Annotated in this window: 13 protein-coding genes; 5 read left to right on the top strand and 8 right to left on the bottom strand. The window is 48.6% G+C overall.

What is annotated here, in order from left to right; genetic code table 11:
• Nucleotides 1-46 precede the first annotated feature (46 nt).
• On the top strand, nt 47-547 hold the full coding sequence (ruvX, locus tag ACI0FR_RS13040; RefSeq protein ID WP_374833238.1) for a Holliday junction resolvase RuvX: 501 nt from the start codon (nt 47-49) through the stop codon (nt 545-547).
• 6 nt (nt 548-553) lie between these two features.
• Here ruvX and ACI0FR_RS13035 read toward each other — a convergent pair whose 3' ends face one another.
• Nucleotides 554-2,185, bottom strand: coding sequence for an acyl-CoA dehydrogenase family protein (locus tag ACI0FR_RS13035; protein ID WP_404906226.1), 1,632 nt, complete (start codon nt 2,183-2,185; stop codon nt 554-556).
• A 566-nt stretch (nt 2,186-2,751) separates the two neighbouring features.
• On the opposite strand from ACI0FR_RS13035, the gene ACI0FR_RS13030 reads away from it, so the two are divergent.
• The 4 genes from ACI0FR_RS13030 (at nt 2,752) to ACI0FR_RS13015 (ending at nt 10,589) form a co-directional block, all read left to right on the top strand.
• Complete coding sequence (locus ACI0FR_RS13030; protein ID WP_404906227.1) at nt 2,752-7,362, top strand: apolipoprotein A-IV repeat region-like domain-containing protein; 4,611 nt, start codon at nt 2,752-2,754, stop codon at nt 7,360-7,362.
• A gap of 290 nt (nt 7,363-7,652) precedes the next feature.
• Entirely contained in the window at nt 7,653-9,167 is a 1,515-nt protein-coding gene (locus ACI0FR_RS13025) for an acetyl-CoA hydrolase/transferase family protein (protein ID WP_404906228.1), read from the top strand.
• Complete coding sequence (locus ACI0FR_RS13020; RefSeq protein ID WP_374833230.1) at nt 9,164-9,559, top strand: MAPEG family protein; 396 nt, start codon at nt 9,164-9,166, stop codon at nt 9,557-9,559. The genes ACI0FR_RS13025 and ACI0FR_RS13020 overlap by 4 nt, the downstream gene beginning before the upstream one ends.
• 250 nt (nt 9,560-9,809) lie before the next feature.
• Nucleotides 9,810-10,589, top strand: coding sequence for a GGDEF domain-containing protein (locus tag ACI0FR_RS13015; RefSeq protein ID WP_404906229.1), 780 nt, complete (start codon nt 9,810-9,812; stop codon nt 10,587-10,589).
• 36 nt (nt 10,590-10,625) lie between these two features.
• Here ACI0FR_RS13015 and ACI0FR_RS13010 read toward each other — a convergent pair whose 3' ends face one another.
• From ACI0FR_RS13010 to ACI0FR_RS12980, 7 genes are all read right to left on the bottom strand, one after another.
• Entirely contained in the window at nt 10,626-11,174 is a 549-nt protein-coding gene (locus ACI0FR_RS13010) for a GNAT family N-acetyltransferase (protein ID WP_404906230.1), read from the bottom strand.
• A complete protein-coding gene (gene sseA / locus ACI0FR_RS13005) occupies nt 11,167-12,024 on the bottom strand; it encodes a 3-mercaptopyruvate sulfurtransferase (RefSeq protein WP_404906231.1) in 858 nt (285 codons plus the stop codon). The genes ACI0FR_RS13010 and sseA overlap by 8 nt, the downstream gene beginning before the upstream one ends.
• A 35-nt stretch (nt 12,025-12,059) precedes the next feature.
• A complete protein-coding gene (locus ACI0FR_RS13000; protein WP_404906232.1) occupies nt 12,060-12,803 on the bottom strand; it encodes an alanyl-tRNA editing protein in 744 nt (247 codons plus the stop codon).
• Nucleotides 12,800-13,831, bottom strand: a complete 1,032-nt coding sequence (locus tag ACI0FR_RS12995) for a cysteine synthase A (protein ID WP_404906233.1) — start codon at nt 13,829-13,831, stop codon at nt 12,800-12,802. Before ACI0FR_RS12995 ends, ACI0FR_RS13000 begins: the two co-directional genes overlap by 4 nt.
• A gap of 194 nt (nt 13,832-14,025) precedes the next feature.
• Nucleotides 14,026-15,465, bottom strand: coding sequence for a DEAD/DEAH box helicase (locus ACI0FR_RS12990; RefSeq protein ID WP_374833336.1), 1,440 nt, complete (start codon nt 15,463-15,465; stop codon nt 14,026-14,028).
• Nucleotides 15,466-15,804: 339 nt separating this feature from the next.
• Nucleotides 15,805-15,930, bottom strand: coding sequence for a putative transporter small subunit (locus ACI0FR_RS12985; RefSeq protein WP_374833218.1), 126 nt, complete (start codon nt 15,928-15,930; stop codon nt 15,805-15,807).
• A 24-nt stretch (nt 15,931-15,954) separates the two neighbouring features.
• Complete coding sequence (locus tag ACI0FR_RS12980; protein ID WP_374833216.1) at nt 15,955-17,637, bottom strand: sodium:solute symporter family protein; 1,683 nt, start codon at nt 17,635-17,637, stop codon at nt 15,955-15,957.
• Between the last annotated feature and the right edge of the window lie 272 nt (nt 17,638-17,909).

Below are 17,909 nucleotides of genomic sequence, written 5' to 3'. Positions count from 1 at the left end.
AAGTCAGGCTGCACCTTAAAGTGGGCCGCTAAAAAGGTATAAACACTTGGCAATATTAGAAATCACCGAACTGCCTGCACTTCTGCAATCCAGTCAATCGGCAGGACAAACCATTGCCGGTCTTGATCTGGGCACCAAAACTATCGGGCTGGCGATTTCTGATTTAGGTTTATCCTTTGCCAATCCCCGCCCTGTTATAAAACGGGTAAAATTTACCATTGATGCGCAAATCCTTCTCAAACAACTCTCGGAGGAAAAAGTCTGCGCCATTATCATTGGCCTACCGATGAATATGGACGGCACAGCGGGCCCGCGTGTGCAGGCGACCAAGGCTTTTGTGCGCACTATGCAGCCTTTAACCGATATTCCGTTTGTGTTTTGGGATGAGCGGCTTTCAACTGTTGCCGCAGAACGCGCGCTGATCGGCATGGATGTCTCACGGCAAAAGCGGGCAGAACGCATTGATTCTGCCGCTGCCGCTTTCATCCTGCAAGGTGCTCTTGATCGTTTGAAGACACTGCGCCGTCAGCATGAAGCAGAGCTATAAGCATTCTTATTGGGCAGGCGGATAGAGCGTATCAACAATGCGCTTGGCATCATGGCGTGCATCCAGCATGCCATAAGTCGTACGCCACTGACCGCCAAGGCGGGTTTCGATAAAGGCATCCGCCACATGATCGGCACCCTGGTAACGAAGCTCTGCCGCAGCGGCAGCAAAAGCCAGTTGTTCGGTCAGCAATCTTGCAGCTCCTTCATCGGAATTAGTTAGTTGCATGGCAGCGCGCAGCACATTGACGGTACCTTGCCCGCTGCGCCCTAACTGATTGCCAATCCAATCCAGCACTTCGTCAAAAAGCTTTGGCGCTTTGGCAAGAACACGCGCAACATCGAGCGCCATCACATTGCCCGAACCTTCCCACATCGCATTAAACGGTGCTTCGCGGTATAGGCGAGGCAAATTACTTTCTTCCACATAGGCATTGCCGCCCAGCGCTTCCATCGACTCATAAAGTAGAGATGGGGCGATTTTTGATACCCAATATTTCACCACCGGTGTCATTGCTCGGGCAAAGGACGCCTCCAAGCGGTCATTGGCTGCCATATCAAAAGCGCGCGCCAAACGCATGGAAAGTGCAGTTGCTCCTGCCACATCAAGCGCCATATCAGCTAAAACCCGCTGCATCAGAGGTTTATTGAGTAAAGCCTCGCCATTCACTTGGCGGGAACGTGCATGATGAACGGCTTCGGAAAGCCCTGCATGCATGAGGCCAGCCGAAGCCACAGCGCAGTCAAGCCGTGTAAGCGTCACCATATCGGTGATGGTTTTGATACCTTCACCGGCCTTACCCACCATATGCACATGAGCATTATCAAATTCGACTTCTGCTGTCGCATTAGAGCGATTGCCGAGTTTGTCTTTCAAACGCTGAAACGCGAATCCATTGGGCGAACCGTCAGCCAAAACACGCGGCGCTAAAAAGCAACTCAAACCTTCAGGTAATTTCGCCAATACTAAAAACGCATCAGACATCGGAGCCGATAGAAACCATTTATGGCCATTAAGCAAATAGCTATCATTATCAAAAGCTACGGCTTCACTGTTAAGAGCGTTTAGATCCGTACCACCCTGCTTTTCCGTCAGACCTAAGCCAAGCGTAATACCGTTTTTATGACTTGCCGCTTTATGTGACTGGTCATATTTGCGGCTCATAATACGCGGTAACCACTGTTTATAAAGATCAGAAGACGACATCAAAGCTGCCAATGACGCATTGGTCATGGTCAGCGCATTGAGGTGACCTGCCTCGAGTTGCGCCGTTAAATAAAAACGTAAACTTCGTGTTTGATGCCTTCTGCCCGCCTCGACTGCGCCATCTTCCCATATAGAACAATGCAAACCATTGGCCACCGAACGACGCATCAAAGCATGATAAGCCGGATGATATTCCACTTGATCAATACGATGACCATAACGGTCATGACTTTTAAGCTTTGGCAGTTCATTATTGGCAAGACGCGCGAGATCCTGCGCTTCAGGCGACAAGACATAACGGCCGATTTGATCAAACTCACGCTGCAGGTTTCCCGGAAAACCGCTTACAATTTTCATGATCAGCGGATCGCTGTTATAAGCATTGGCTCCGGTGAGCGGCATTGTTTGATTGGTTACTTTATGAGCTTTCAAAACTATCATCCGTTTACAGTTTGATGAAATGCCGCTTGGTCCGGATAAAAATTCATCATTGGTCGCAATTATTAGTGTGCTATGATGCCTTCAAAATGCTAATAATGTGCAACCACATAATAGAAATGTTGAATTTCAACCGTTTTCGGCTTTTTTCTGCAAAATATTGCCGACAAAACCAGCATGAAATTTCTATCCACAGAATCGTTTTTGCCTTTATTCGTTCAAAAATGAACAAGCATTATATAAGCTAAAACTACTATACACTTAATAAAATACGTTGATAATCATACTTAAAATGCGCCTTTGCGCGCATTCTATCTGCCGGTGCGACATTCAATCTTAAGATTTCCACAATTCAGGAATAATCTGAAAACCCATCTGTTCTGGGCTTTTTGAAAATTCAGAACTATTCCGTTAACCTTCTATTTAAAGTTTTTGGTAATGCGCGATTGCGCTATTTCCTTCAACTTCGCAAGCCGGTACTATGCAAGATGGCGGGATAAGTATGACGCGCGTAATCGCGTCTGCTCTCACAGAGTTTATGAGTACGAGGTAAAATAGCGATGGCAACATCTACCAAAGCACAAAAGATCGACCTTGAAGTCGAAGCAGCGCTGGAAAAGGCGCTCGACATCGATTTTAACGACGGGTTCGACCTGGATATGGATCTCGACGCCATTGATGACGACATCTCATTAGATGATCTGGAGTTGCAGATTTCGCGCGCGGCAGAAGAACTGGCCAGCGAGCAAAATGCCGCTCTCATGGCCGGACGCAAAGAAGAAGCGGAAACCGCAATCACCACACCAAATGACCGTGCGGATGATATAGCCGTAGTTGCGGCACCACCTGCCCCGCCATCACCACCAACCGTCAAAGCTGCCAACTCTGAGCCAAAAAACAATTCTGATGCCGAGCTTGTTACCTCGCAAGCCTCTGCCGTCAGCTCGTCGCCGCGTGCCTCTGCTCTCAAGCCTGCCAATGATGATTTGCGTGGCGAAGGGCTGCTCAGTTCGCGCCGTGCTATTGAACGCTCGTCAAAGATTTTCTGGACAACCACTGCTGTCAGCACCTTATGGGCTGCAGGCGGTTTCATGCTTGCCCGTTCGTTGAACGGCGGTTTCTCCTCTTTGAAATCCGTTGGAGATTTTCTTGCCACGCCCGCAGGACTGGGTGTTGCAACCGGTGTTGCCGTTCCAATTGTCATGTTCTGGGGCTTTGCCCAGCTCATCCGCCGTGCGCAGGAAATGCAGTCAGCGGCGCGGCGCATGACAGAGGCAGCGCTTCGTCTGGCTGAACCTGATAATCTGGCTGGTGACCGAGTCTCAAACCTCGGTCAGGCTGTGCGCCGTGAAGTTGCCGCTATGAATGAAGGCATCGAGCGCACTCTTGCACGTGCAGTTGAGCTTGAAACTCTGGTTCAATCGGAAGTGAATGAACTGGAACGCGCTTATTCCGATAACGAAGTCCGTATTCGCTCACTTGTTGGCGAATTGAACAATGAACGTGAAGCTGTTGTCAGCCATGCTGAACGTGTGCGCTCCTCTATCAGCGGCGCCCATGAACAGCTCAAGGAAGAGTTGACAAGTGCGACAACCATCATCCGCGACAATGTTCTGGAGGCATCAGAACAGCTGAACTCAGTCTTATCTGAAACCGGTGAACGTCTGATCAACGGTATCCGTGAGGGCGGCGGTGCGATCACTGACGCGATTGAAACCAAAACCGGTACAATTGCGGCTGGTATTACTTCATCCGGTCAGGCTTTTGCTGAAATTCTTGATTCACGCATTACCACCATTGATGAGCAGTCCCGCACAATTACGGAAAAACTGACCGAAGCCCTTGATACACGTACAAGTAGCATTACCACCTTGCTTGGTGATGCGACCCATACCATGGTCAGCGAATTTGATACGCGCCTGACCAATCTGGATAATACATTGACCGAACGTGGCGCATCGCTGGTCAGCGAGTTTGAAAGCCGCGCCCATGCGCTGGATGCCAGCACCGAGAAGCTCAATGCCGCTCTTGAAGCCCGTTCACGTCAGATCAATGAAAATCTGATTGCACGTACCCGTGAAATTGCTGACACATTCTCTGGTGGTCGGGCGACAATCAGCACCATTATTGATGAAACCAAATCCAAAATCGGTGATGATCTCAATACCATCACCCATGGCGTTGGCACATTGCTGAGCGAAAAAGCCGCTGCATTTGCTGGTCAGTTGGCGGAAAGCCGCGATGCTTTCACCGATTCAATCAGCAGTGAAGCAGACCGCGTGGCAGCTGCCATTCAAGAACACGCCAATTCACTGGCGCAACACAGCATCAATATCGAACAGGCTGTTTCACAAAATGCGCATATGCTGAGCGATGCCTCGCAAAATCATGCAGTCATTTTGGAACAACGCACCAATGAGCTGCGTCAGGCCATGGAACAAAACCATGCTTTGATGGGGCAGAATTTCGAAGATCATATCCGTTCACTTGATCAACGTATGCTCTCGATCCAGAGCGCACTTGAGGGCAATCAAAATCTGCTGGCGCAGACTTTGGAAGAACGCACCAGCCTTCTCAATGAAACATTGAATGAAAAGCGCGAAAGCTTTGCTCAAGTGCTTGATGAACGCGTTGCAGCAATCCGCAACTCCATTCAAGGCGGACAAGCCACGTTGGTCAATATGCTCGACGAGCGTAACACGGCGATGGGACTGATCATGAATGAAAGCAAGGCTGCATGGAGTGCAGGCTTTGAAGATCATGCCCGCCAGCTGGATGAACGCGTCGGCATTATAGCGCAAACATTAAGCAGCAACACTTCTGCATTGGCACAAGTGTTGGAAAACCATGAGCGTAACATTGAAGACGGCTCGCATCGCCTGCACTCGTCCATCAATGAAGCTTCCGTTTCGCTGAGCCAGTCACTCGATGGCTATCAAGAAGCTATTTATAATCGCACAACCAACCTGCAAGCGGCTATTGAAAACAGCAACGAACAAATCAATTCCGTGTTTGACGGCCAATCAGGCATCATCACAGAGCGCACCCAGACTATGGAAAAAGCACTCACTATGGGTGTTGAGAATGTTCGTCGCTCGCTTGAACAAAGCGCGGGTGTGGTTGCCAGCACATTGCGTGAGAAAATTGTCGAGGCAGCCAGCACCCTTTCACAAGAAGCCGCCAAAGCTGGTGAAACGCTTGATGGGTTCGGTGCAGAATTCAGTGCCCGCCTGATCGACACGATGAGCGGTACCGAGCAGCGCCTTGATAGCCGTGCTTCAGAAGTGGCCTCGAGCCTGCATGATATCGAAAATCGTCTGACCGGTGGTCTCACTGCTATCGAAGCACGCATTGCTGATACAGCAGCAAAAACGACCGATACATTGGCCAGCCACAGCGATGCGTTTGCTGCCCGTATTGAAGACAATCTGTCTGGTACAGAAGCTCGTCTCAATGAACGTGCGGATGCGATTGCAACACGTATCGGCGATATCGGTTCGCAAATCACAGTGGAACTTGGTTCTGTTGAAGCCCGTATTGCACAGGTAACCGACACAACAGCTGTAACGCTTGAAGAACGCACCCGTGAACTCAACGCAGTTCTTGCAGCTCGCTCACTGGAAATCACCAATATTCTGGCTGATACTGCTGAACCTCTCGTTCAGCGCCTGGCCGACAGCGGCCGTGGTCTTGCCTCGCAGCTTGAAGAAGCAACCCATGCTGCAACCGACAGATTGCGTGCGGAAAATGCGGCGCTCGTTCACGCTCTGGCAAATCGTACCGCTGATACCATCGCCGCAGTTCAGGAGGCCAAAACCGGTCTTTCCGAAGGCGTTAGTGATCTGATTGATCGTCTCTCGGCTTCAAACGGCCAGTTGGGGCAACTGATTGATGCAGCAACCCGTAACTTGAGCGATGTCGACACAAAACTGGTCGAATCGACTTCGAATTTTGCGCAAAATACCTATAAAGCAGCTGAAATGTTCAGCGCCTCAACCCAATTGATCGATAATAATCTTGGTCATTTACGAGAACTGTCAGGCAATACATTGCTGCAGATTGGTGACATTGCCGGTCGTTTTGAAGCTCATAGTCAAGTTCTGGCTTCTGCATCCGAAATGATCAATTCTGCACAAAATGGCCTGACAAGTACATTGTCGGAACGTCAGGAAGCGTTGGACAAACTGGCAAACGGTCTTGTGTCCAAGTCAGAATCCATCCAGCAACTGATGCAGTCCTTCGAGAAACTGGTCAGCAACAGCTTCGAACGCGCCGAAGGCCAGACACGTATATCGGCTGAAAACCTGCGTGACAACGTTGCAAGCCTTGTCGAAGAAGCTGCACAGAAATTTGCTTCTGCAACTGACGAAATCCGCCGCACAGCCACTGAAATTCGTGTCGAACTGACAGAAACCCGTGGTGAATTGCAGCGTGGCGTACTGGACATGCCTGAACAGGCAAAAGAATCCACCACTGCCATGCGTAAGGCTGTTTCCGAGCAGATTAACGCCTTGAAAGAACTGGCGCAGATCGTCAATAAATCGGGTCGTCTTGTTGATGTCGGTGACGATCAGGCAGACCGCAGTCAGGCACGTGCACCACGCCCTGCGATTCCTGCTGCGGCCAGCAATCCGGTCTATCAGGAAGCAGCAGCACCGGTTGCCCGTTCAAGTGAAGAACGCGTTACAGCGGCTCCACAGCCAAGCTTTACTGCAAGCAAACCTGCACAGCCAACCAATGAAAAACCGCGCGGTTGGGTCTCGGATTTGCTGGCACGTGCATCGCGTGAGGAAGACAAACCAGCAGCGGCACCCCGTGTAACAACACAAAATACAGAGTCGCTGAACTCGCTTTCAATGGATATTGCGCGTGCAATTGATCACGAAGCAGCGGTTGATCTATGGACCCGTTATCGCCGTGGTGAACGTAATATCTTCTCGCGCCGTCTCTACACTGCCAAGGGGGAACAGACATTTGCAGAGATCAAGCGTAAATATGAAAACGAGCCTGAATTCCGTCGCGCCGTAGATCGCTATATGAACGACTTCCAGCGTCTGCTTGAAGACGTAGCACGCAGTGATCGTGACCAGATGGTGACCCAGTCATATCTGACATCCGACACAGGCAAGGTTTACACAATGCTTGCCCATGCGAGCGGCCGTTTGCGCTAATCAATATAGCCATCTTAACAATGAAGGGATCACTGCAAAGTGATCCCTTTTTTATTTTACTAAAACTGATTTTATTATCGATAAATCATAGTGCTATTACAAAAACCTAATACTTTAATTTAATTGATAGAAAAGAAATCCAGCGTTAAGTTTCAAAAGCAATTGCATTCTGCTTCGGAATTGCCGATCTAACAATCAAGAAAAGAACATAATCTCTGTAAAGAGAGCTTAATTTTGTGTCATGAATATCGTGCCGGTCAAAATTGAATGACGGCACCGGAAGGTTTCGAATGCTTGAAAAACGTATCCGCAATCAATCATTGATGAGCAAAATCGTTTCAGCCCGGGAAGCGGCAAGCCTGATTAAAGATGGCATGATTATCGGCATGAGCGGTTTTACCCGTGCAGGCGACGCTAAAGCCGTTCCTGTTGCAATGGCAGAACTTGCCAAAACAAACCCGTTTAAAATCACATTGATTACTGGTGCGTCGCTTGGTCATGACGTTGATAAAATTTTAACTGAAGCAAAGATTCTCAAAAAACGCATGCCATTTCAGGTCGACCGAACCTTGCGCGCCGCCATCAACTGCGGCGAGGTGATGTTCATTGACCAGCACCTCTCCGAAACAGTTGAGCAATTGCGCTCAAACCAAATCGGCCCTATTGATTATGCTGTCGTCGAAGCACTCGCCATCAATGAAGATGGTGCGATTATTCCAACGACCTCAATCGGCAATTCAGCAAGCTTTGCCATTTTGGCTGAAAAAGTCATTGTCGAAATCAATCTCAACCATCCGCTTGCGCTGGAGGGTTTGCACGATATTTATATCCCGACCAAGCGCCCATCGCGTGAACCAATCGCAGTCATGGATTGCAACAGTCGCGTCGGCACGCCTTATATTCCGATCCCTATCGATAAAATAGCTGCCATTGTCATTACCAATGAATATGATAGCGCCTCGACGGTTGAACCGGCTGATGATGAAACATCGGCAATTGCACAGCATCTGATCAAATTTATGGAAGATGAAGTGCAAAAGGGCCGTCTCAATATGAGCCTCAACCCTTTGCAAGCAGGCATCGGCAGCATTGCCAATGCGGTTTTGAAAGGATTTGTTGACAGCCCTTTTCATAATCTGCGCATGTATAGCGAGGTTTTACAAGATTCGACCTTTGATTTGATCGATGCAGGCAAACTTGATTTTGCTTCAGGATCATCAATCACGCTCAGCCAGCCTTACGCCGAGCGCGTTTATAATAATCTCGATCTTTATCGCAACAGACTGATCCTGCGCCCGCAGGAAATAAGCAACCATCCGGAAGTCATTCGTCGTCTGGGCATCATCGGGATCAACACGGCGTTGGAATTTGATATTTACGGCAATGTTAATTCCACCCATGTTGATGGCACACACATGATGAATGGTATTGGTGGTTCGGGTGATTTTGCCCGTAATGCTTATATTTCCATTTTTGTCAGTAAGTCCGTTGCCAAAAATGGCCAGATTTCATCCATCGTACCGATGGTTACCCATGTCGATCACAACGAACATGATGTGGATATTTTGGTAACCGAGCAGGGACTGGCAGATTTGCGCGGCCTCGCCCCGCGTGAGCGTGCACGCACGATTATTGATCATTGTGCCCACCCGGATTATCGTGAACAATTGAATGATTATTTTGATCGTGCCTGCGCGCGTGGCGGCCACACGCCGCACCTTTTGGAAGAAGCCTTTTCATGGCATCTCAATCGTCGACAAAACGGCACGATGCAATTGAAACAACAGGCAAAGGATAAAGCATGACCACCGAGCTTTATTTGCTGACGGCCTCTCTTTTTCTGGCCATTGTCTATATTCTGGCGCCAGCCGCATTTCGTACCCGTGAAACAGGGCGGGAATATAATATGAGTGCGCGAGATGAACAAGGCCCACCAGTCGGCCTTGTCACGGGGCGCCTGCAACGAGCGCAAAAGAATTTTTATGAAACATTCCCGCTCTTTATCGCAGCCGTTTTAATTGCACATATCGCGGACAAAACCGGCACGCTAACATTGACAGGCTCATGGCTTTATCTTGTAGCGCGTATCGTCTATTTGCCGCTCTATGCCATCGGCCAAGGACCATTTCGCAGCCTTTGCTGGGTTTTGTCCATGCTTGGCTTGCTACTTATACTTGTAGCTTTACTGATGTCCTGATAAGGGGTATTGATCTGCCGGAGGGGGCGTATTTTTGCATCCAGTGCAGGTCGGAGGATTAGAACTTAATTGTTGCTGACTATTCGGCCTGTGATCTCACGATGCATCAATAAAAATGGTTAGCGTCAATGATCATGCTCCGCCTTCCGGGATTTTTTGTTGTGTGTAGGTTTTGATTACGCCAGCAATAAAACACGCATGCACATAAAATGATTGTACCATTCCTGTTTATAAAAACACAGAAGTTGTCATGATAAAGTCCACGCTGTTAAAAGCAGCCCTTGTGACCATAGCCGTAACCGCACTTTCTGTTCTGGTTACATGGCTGGTAGGCGTTGTACTCGGCAATCCGGTTAGTATAACCGCGATTGTTTTAAGTGCTATTTTGCCTATTGTAACGGCGTTTCCATCACTGTGCATTTTGTTGACTAAATATCGCCAGCTTAACGAACAACATAATTTGCTTGAAATTGCCCATGCCGAATTACAAGCGCGCGCCAAAATTGACCATATGACCGGTTTACTTAATCGGGAATCCTTATTTGAAGCGGTAAAAATCGCCCGTGCACGCATTGAAACCGGTGCTTTTTTGATGATTGATGCCGATCATTTCAAAGCAATCAATGACAATTTCGGCCATGCGACCGGTGACAGAGCACTCAAACTCATCGCATTTGCCATTGAAAATGTCACCCGCAAAGGCGATCTTGTTGGACGCATCGGCGGAGAGGAATTTTGTGTTTTTCTGCCTAATGCCAGCGGAGATACGGCAAAACGCGTTGCCGATCGCATCCGCTCGGAAGTGGATGCCACGCATTTTTATAGTGATGAAGACATGCTTTATCCGCTGACAGTCAGCATTGGCTGCACGACAGCCCCCAAGAATGAAAGCAACTCACAAATTCTAAGCCGTGCCGATCAGGCTCTTTACATTGCAAAACAAAGAGGGCGCAATTGCTCTGTATTTATTAGTGAAACCAGTGTTGATCCAGACAAAATAGTCACTGAAATTCGTCAGAAAAGCGCATAAAACCGGCATTTTGTAACCAGTTTTATGACAGACTAATCATTGTTGAGATGACTCATGGTGATATGGCACTTCTTCCTCTCGCCAAGCGGTCGCAGTAAACCCCATCCGTTGATAGAGTTGCAACGCTTTGGGACTATCCAGCGAGCAGGTTTGCAGTTTCAACTTTTGCGGCTCGTGCAGCCATGCGGCACTCAGCGCTTCACTTAAAAAAAATCGAGACAGGCCGCGCCCGTGGAAATCTCCGATCAGACCAAAATATACCAGTTCAACATGATCGGATAGATTTTTTAAATTCAACTCACAAAAACCGGCAGGCGAACCATTCACATAAAGCACATGAATTTCAGTGTCTTCACTATGAATAAATGCCGCCAACTCTTCATCGCTAACACTTGCTCTTGACCACCAATTATAGTCTTTTCCCACTTGGGTATAGAGATAACGGTAGAAATGCAGCGGCATATCACTTGCCCGCATGATCGCCAGCCGAACTCCGGCCGGAACCGGCAGCGTATATTCCAAACGCTGCGCCAATTCCAAATAAGTTATACGGGTTACCACAGTTTTGTTTTCAGTATCAGGCATCAGCCTCGCCAGTCACTATTGGGGTATCGCTGCGCCCTCCCCATTCGCTCCATGAACCATCATATAGACGGTGTTTTTCATGGCCGAGTGATTCAAGAGCAAAAATAAGTGCAGCCGCAGTTACACCGGAACCGCAGCTGGTTACGACAGGTTTCGATAAATCAATACCTGCATTTACAAAAACATCACGCAATTCTTCCAGTGACTTTAGTTCGCCATTTTTAGAAATTTCAGTCACCGGCACATTGCGCGCGCCCGGCATATGACCGGAGCGCTGACCCGCGCGCGGTTCAGCTTCTTGCGCGGTAAACCGTCCCTTACCGCGCGCATCGGCAATCTGGCTCGAACCTTGATTGACAATTTCGAGCATCTCATCAAAGCCTACCACCGCATCAGCATTAAACTTAGGCTTGAAAAGGGATGCGGCAGTTTTGGTCACTTCTGTGGTCAATGGAAAACCGGCTTTTTTCCAGCCATCCAAACCACCATCGAGCACAAAAACGTTTTCTGCTCCCATTATGCGGAACATCCACCAAACGCGTGGAGCCGAGAAATAACCTGCTCCATCATAAACCACGATCGTATCATGTGGAGTGATACCTGCCGCGCCCATATGATGGGCAAAAAGTTGCGGTGAGGGCAAACTATGAGGAAGATTTGTTGAATGATCAGCAATCTCGTCCTGATCGAAAAAGATCGCACCGGGTATATGTCCGGCCTCAAATTCGGCCTTGCCGTTACGCCCGGAAGCCGGCAAATACCATGAGGCGTCAACAATCCTCACACCTGGTGTCTTTAAATTTTCCAACAACCAGTCACGTGATACAACAAAACGGCTTGTCTGCGTCATTCTGATCTCCCATGGTCCATGACCGGTTTAAAACCTTAAACGGAAACGACATTACCAAAGCGAATGCGGAACCGGCGGTTTTCTTTGCCCTTATTCTCGATCTTGCCAATATGCAATGCACCGATCTCACCTGTCATTGAAACGTGCGTACCGCCACAAGGTTGCGAATCCAGCGCAGCTTCTTCACCAATTTCTACCAGCCGGATACGGCCGCTGCCAACAGGCGGGCGCACATTTTTAGATTTCACCAAACCTGGATTGGCAATCAGCTCCTCATCACTAATCCACTTGATATGGATCGGATGATTGCCATTAACAAGCTCCATCATTTTCTCAGTGACAAGCTCTTTTGTGTAAAGTGCATCAGGCGCAGCAAAATCAACGCGACTTTCATCTTCTCCAACTGCGGCACCAGTGATTGGAAACGGGCAAACGACAGAGAGAATATGGCAGGCTGTATGCATACGCATCAGCTTCAAACGGCGCTCCCAATCAATCCGCAATGTCAGTTTTTCTCCGACATTGACAGTTGGCGCGCCCTCTTCCGGCTGATGCACAATTTCAGATTTATCAGTGCCGGTAATGGTAGTGAAAATGCGGATTTGCGTACCATCTGCACGTGTCAGACTGCCGCTATCACCGGGCTGGCCACCGGATGTCGCGTAAAACACGGTTTGATCCAGAATGATACCACCTGTCTCGGTAATGGCCACAACTTCTGCTTCAGCTGTTTGTAAATAGGCATCATCCTGAAAAAGCTTCTTCGTGTTATAGGTCATGGTACACTTTCATATGGCACTGATATGTCTGTCTTTTTCTCCAGCCATTGCGGAACAGGCAGATTTTTCTGTCGCAAAAAGGCCGGATTGAACAGCTTGGATTGATAACGGTTTCCGTAATCACACAAAACGGTTACGATAGAGTGGCCGGGGCCCAAATCTTTAGCAAGAGCAATCGCACCGGCAATATTGATACCGCTGGAGCCACCAAGGCATAGGCCTTCATGCTGCACCAGATCATAAAGGATTTCCAGTGCTTGGCTATCGCTGATGCGATAAGCCAGATCCGGAGTGAAACCTTGCAAATTGCCGGTAATGCGTCCCTGCCCGATGCCCTCAGTGATGGAATCACCCTCTCCTTTCAACACCCCTTGCGTGTAATAGGAATATAGAGCCGCGCCATACGGATCAGCCAGAGCCACTTTAATATTTTTATTTTTTGCTTTTAGCCCCAGTCCGATGCCAACCAAAGTGCCACCAGACCCAACTGCACTGACAAAACCGTCAATCTTTCCATCAGTATCAGCCCAAATTTCCTCCGCTGTTGTTTCAATATGCGCCTGACGATTGACCAGATTATCAAACTGATTTGCCCAAACAGCGCCTTCCGGTTCTGTTAGCGCCAATTGCTGTGCCACACGTTCCGACATCCGAACATAATTATTCGGATTTGCATAAGGCGCGGCAGGCACTTCAATCAGTTCGGCACCCAGCAGACGCAAAGCATCTTTCTTTTCCCCCGATTGGGTTTCCGGAATAATAATGACGGTGCGATAACCAAGCGCTTTGGCAACCATTGTGAGGCCGATACCGGTATTACCGGCAGTACCCTCCACAATCACACCACCGGGACGCAAGACGCCACGCTTCTCCGCATCCCTGATAATATAAAGCGCGGCACGATCCTTGACCGATTGGCCGGGATTGAGAAATTCGGCCTTTCCCCATATTTCGCAGCCAGTGATCTCAGATGCTTTTTTCAAGCGGATCAAAGGCGTATTGCCGATTGCATCTATCACAGACTGCATGGGATTTCCCTTTCAAAATATGACTTTAACATCAGTTCGAGAGGTCAGGCTAGGAGTAAGCTACTCACAGTTCAAGCAAATATGTTGCGGATTTGAAGCTGTTTGAGCAAGGTTTCATGCGCCCAAACATCAAAAAAGCCGCTATGATTGTAACATAGCGGCTTTTGTTAGTTTTTCATTTTTGAGCAAGCCAATCAGGCAGCACGCCCACCCGTATTTTGCGGGCGACGGCTACGGCGATATGGCTTTTTAGCAGGCTGGGCAGATGACCCACGATTGCTGCGCTGTTCACCTCGTCCATCATTGGTCCAGACAGCTTCTCCACGATCTTCGCTACGCTCAGCACGGAACTTTGGACGTGAATTGCGGTTTGCCGCTTTCTGGCCACCTGGCTTGCCACGGTTACTGGCAGGACGATCAGCAATTTCCGGCTTGTCCAGACGCGGGCGTTCCGGCATCGGGCCTTTAGGCTCTGGCGCATCTTTCATCGGCAGCTTATTGCGGACAACGCGTTCCACTGCACGTAATTTCGGATTTTCGGTACCCGGATCATAAAGCGTAATAGATGCACCATCGGCACCATTACGACCTGTACGGCCGATACGGTGTACATAGGTTTCCGGCTCATCCGGCAGGTCATAATTGACCACATGCGTAATACCCGGCACATCAATGCCGCGCGCAGCGATATCAGTTGCAACAAGAATACGAACCGAACCGTCACGGAAGCCATTCAAAGCACGCTGACGGGCATTTTGTGACTTATTGCCATGAATGGCAGCCACATCATAACCATCACGCTCCAGATGGCGTGTCACCGCATCCGCGCCATGTTTGGTGCGGGTGAATACGATAACCGTTTTCATTGCAGGATCGGTCAGAAGACCGGACAAAGTACGGCGTTTTTCTTTGGTTACAACCGGATGCACAATTTGAGTAATTTCTGCAGCAGTTGTGCCTTGCGGGGCCACTTCAACGCGTAGAGGATCACGCAACAAGCTTTGAGCCAATGTTGCGATTTCTTTTGGCATTGTTGCAGAAAATAATGCGGTCTGGCGATCTTTATGTGTGCCCTTGGCAATGCGCTTCACATCATTGATGAATCCCATATCCAACATGCGGTCGGCTTCATCGAGAACCAACCAGCGGGTATCGGACAGATCAATGCAGTTTTCACGCACCAGATCGGTCAAACGACCGGGGGTAGCAATCAGGACATCAACGCCACCTTGCATACGTTTGATCTGGGTCAAACGTGAAACGCCACCCAAAACCAAAGCCGTTGAAATATGAGCGTTTTTTGAAATGGTGCGGATTGTCTGCTCAATCTGCACCGCTAATTCACGGGTTGGGGCCAAGATGAGTGCGCGGGCGGTTTTCGCCTTACGTTTGTCACCAAGGCCGATAATTTTTTCCAAAATAGGCAAACTGAAAGCCGCAGTTTTACCAGATCCGGTTTGCGCAATACCCAAAATATCATGTCCGGCCAGCTGAGCCGGAATGGATTGCTGCTGAATTGGTTTCGGCTCAGTCATACCGGATGCTTCAACGCCTTTGAGCAAAACTCCGGTAATACCTAATGCAGCAAAGCTGCTTAAATCTTCATTCGACAATTTAATCTCTTTCAGCGGCAGGCATAATAATATGCCACCGCATTCACGACATCAGGCGCAACCTGATATCAATCAGTTTTTTACATGAAAACGACGAGGCGTGAAACATTCTGTTCCCACGCGACTTGCGCTGTCGTGTCTGCGCAATAAATCACGCAGAAACCTTCCCGCACGTTAACCATTTAACGTAGGCAGAAAGTCAGACGCAACAAAGTCCTTCGTGGGAAAGCCGGATTTTAACCACCGACCCAAGCGCCTTTGCTTCATATGGTACAGCTAGCATCAAAAAGCAAATGAAAAGGCGTATCTCTTTATAACAAATAAAAAGGGCAGCAAGATTGCTGCCCTTTTTAATATGGGTCAGATCATTACCAACCCGTGTTTGCGTGCATGCATAATGTCTCTGAACAGCGAGACAACCAGCAGCGCCAAAACACCGGTCGAAATCACCGGCCATATTAAAATATAAAGACTAAGCATATTCATGTATTATCCTTTCTTACTTCAAAATTAGCTTCTGGCGGGTGCCAGATTACCGGATACATCAGTGAGTTTTTTCTCTTCTTCATGGAAAGCGGTCACGCGTTTTGCCAGAACATTAAAGTCAAAGCGTTCCTGGCTGCGCAGACTCAATGCCACGCAGACAACCGCACTCACGCCGTAAGCCGTCAGCGAACCGGTCAGAACGATGTAATCGCGTAAGAAACCATGAAATGCCGGCACAAAAAACAAGAAGGCAGCCCCCGCAACCACAAACGCGACTTCTTTGCGGAAGAAGGCAAATGTCATCAGTCCCAACACCACAGCACCGCCAATAGCTGCACAGAACTCATAAAATGATGCGACAAAGCCAGTGATCGGCACCAGTTCAAACCGCACGATGGTAAAGAGAATAACGGCACAGAAAACCGATGTGGTGAAGGCAAAGTTGCTGACACGGTTCCAGTAAAAACTGACGATGACCGGAAAAACAATCGATCCCCAAAGTGCACCGACAAAAACCAGCATCACCAAAATATCGAAGCGGAGTGTTGCCAGAATAACACCAAGCATAGTGGCAACGATCATCGTCACCCTGCCCCAGCGCAGCATTTTTATTGGGTCCGGCTTACCTTTAGCAAGATTTTTTCCGTAAATATCGGTCATCACAATAGCTGACAATGCGCATAGATCCGCATCCGCCGTGGACGATAGCGAGCCAATCACCAAAATGAAGAACAATGCAATGCCAATAGGCGGCAAGTAAGCCGATGCCATTTGCGGAATAATATTATTCATATCACCGTCAACCGGCACAATACCGGCAAACAGAGCCAATAGGCCCAGCATACCAAGACCGATCACAACCGCACCATAGCCAATAGTTGCGGTCAGAAAAGTGGATTGGATCAGGTCTTCACGCACAGCAAACAAACGCTGCGCAATCGTCTGATTACCAATTGCGTAGGCAAGAACGGCAACAAAATAGGGTGCACCCTGCTCTAAAATGGCTGTTGTTGAGAAGAAGTTGGCTTGCTCCGGTGACAAGCGATGCCAATTATCGGCAATCATATCCGAGCCACCCGCATTGATATAAATCAGCGGAATAATAATTACAGCTGAAAGGATCATCGCAACCAATTGCGAAAAATCGGTCATCACAGATGCTCTGAACCCCGACCACAATGTATAGGATAAAACGCCCAAGCCTGCGATCAACACACCTTGAATAAACGACAATGGGCTTAAAACAGAAACAAGTGCACCGGCAGCGGTGAAATTGACCATCAGGCTGATGGTACTGCCGATCAGGTTTGAGATAGCCATAATCAACTGGCTGGAGCGTCCGTGACGGGCATGGATCACCTCGGCCAATGTATGCGCCTGTGGGGCAAGTTTACGAAAACGTCTCCCAAAAGGATAGATGAACAAAATCATCAATGCGCCCCAGAAACCATAATGAATGGGTCCGGAAAGGCCATATTTATATCCCGAAGTGGCGCTTGCATAAAAAGATGCCGCCCATATCCAGGTTGCAATCATACTGGCTGCGGAAAGCCCAAAACCGACAGCACTGTTGGAAACCATATAACCGTCAGCAGTTTCGTTTTTTCTGCCGATTGTCAGCGACATTAAGAATGTCGCGCCATAAAACCCCAGCAATAATAAAACCGCTGTGGTTGCTGATAACTGAAAGAACTCAGTCTCCTGCATGCAATTATTTTCCTTCTTTTTGTTTTTCCATGCCAGCCCGAAGGCAAAACTTAAAAAAACACATGCCAATCCCGTCGCGTTTTTGCTCATTCAAGCAAAAATACGCTGAAACAGGCTTCAAAAGACGCCGAAAACAAATTCAGCCCGAGCAGAAGCAATGCCGTAATCCACGGCATTAAAACGGGCAAAAAACACATAACTCGCAACCATCAATGGTGGCGAAACCTTCAACGCTCAAAGAAAAAACGTCACGGAAAGAACATCCGTGTAAA

The sequence above is a fragment of the Paenochrobactrum sp. BZR 201-1 genome (assembly GCF_044987585.2).
GTDB classification, from domain to species: domain Bacteria; phylum Pseudomonadota; class Alphaproteobacteria; order Rhizobiales; family Rhizobiaceae; genus Paenochrobactrum; species Paenochrobactrum pullorum.
The sequence above is the reverse complement of the archived record's forward strand: the minus strand, read 5'-3'. Positions and strand labels throughout refer to the sequence as shown.

What these genes read in the sequence shown, in the direction of transcription:
- ACI0FR_RS12980 (WP_374833216.1), bottom strand. Translation starts at nt 17,637, where the DNA reads ATGCAGGAGACTGAGTTCTTTCAGTTATCAGCAACCACAGCGGTTTTA.
- ACI0FR_RS13000 (WP_404906232.1), bottom strand. Translation starts at nt 12,803, where the DNA reads ATGACCTATAACACGAAGAAGCTTTTTCAGGATGATGCCTATTTACAA.
- ACI0FR_RS13025 (WP_404906228.1), top strand. Translation starts at nt 7,653, where the DNA reads ATGCTTGAAAAACGTATCCGCAATCAATCATTGATGAGCAAAATCGTT.
- ACI0FR_RS12995 (WP_404906233.1), bottom strand. Translation starts at nt 13,831, where the DNA reads ATGCAGTCTGTGATAGATGCAATCGGCAATACGCCTTTGATCCGCTTG.
- ACI0FR_RS12985 (WP_374833218.1), bottom strand. Translation starts at nt 15,930, where the DNA reads ATGAATATGCTTAGTCTTTATATTTTAATATGGCCGGTGATTTCGACC.
- ACI0FR_RS13010 (WP_404906230.1), bottom strand. Translation starts at nt 11,174, where the DNA reads ATGCCTGATACTGAAAACAAAACTGTGGTAACCCGTATAACTTATTTG.
- ACI0FR_RS13015 (WP_404906229.1), top strand. Translation starts at nt 9,810, where the DNA reads ATGATAAAGTCCACGCTGTTAAAAGCAGCCCTTGTGACCATAGCCGTA.
- ACI0FR_RS13030 (WP_404906227.1), top strand. Translation starts at nt 2,752, where the DNA reads ATGGCAACATCTACCAAAGCACAAAAGATCGACCTTGAAGTCGAAGCA.
- sseA (WP_404906231.1), bottom strand. Translation starts at nt 12,024, where the DNA reads ATGACGCAGACAAGCCGTTTTGTTGTATCACGTGACTGGTTGTTGGAA.
- ACI0FR_RS13020 (WP_374833230.1), top strand. Translation starts at nt 9,164, where the DNA reads ATGACCACCGAGCTTTATTTGCTGACGGCCTCTCTTTTTCTGGCCATT.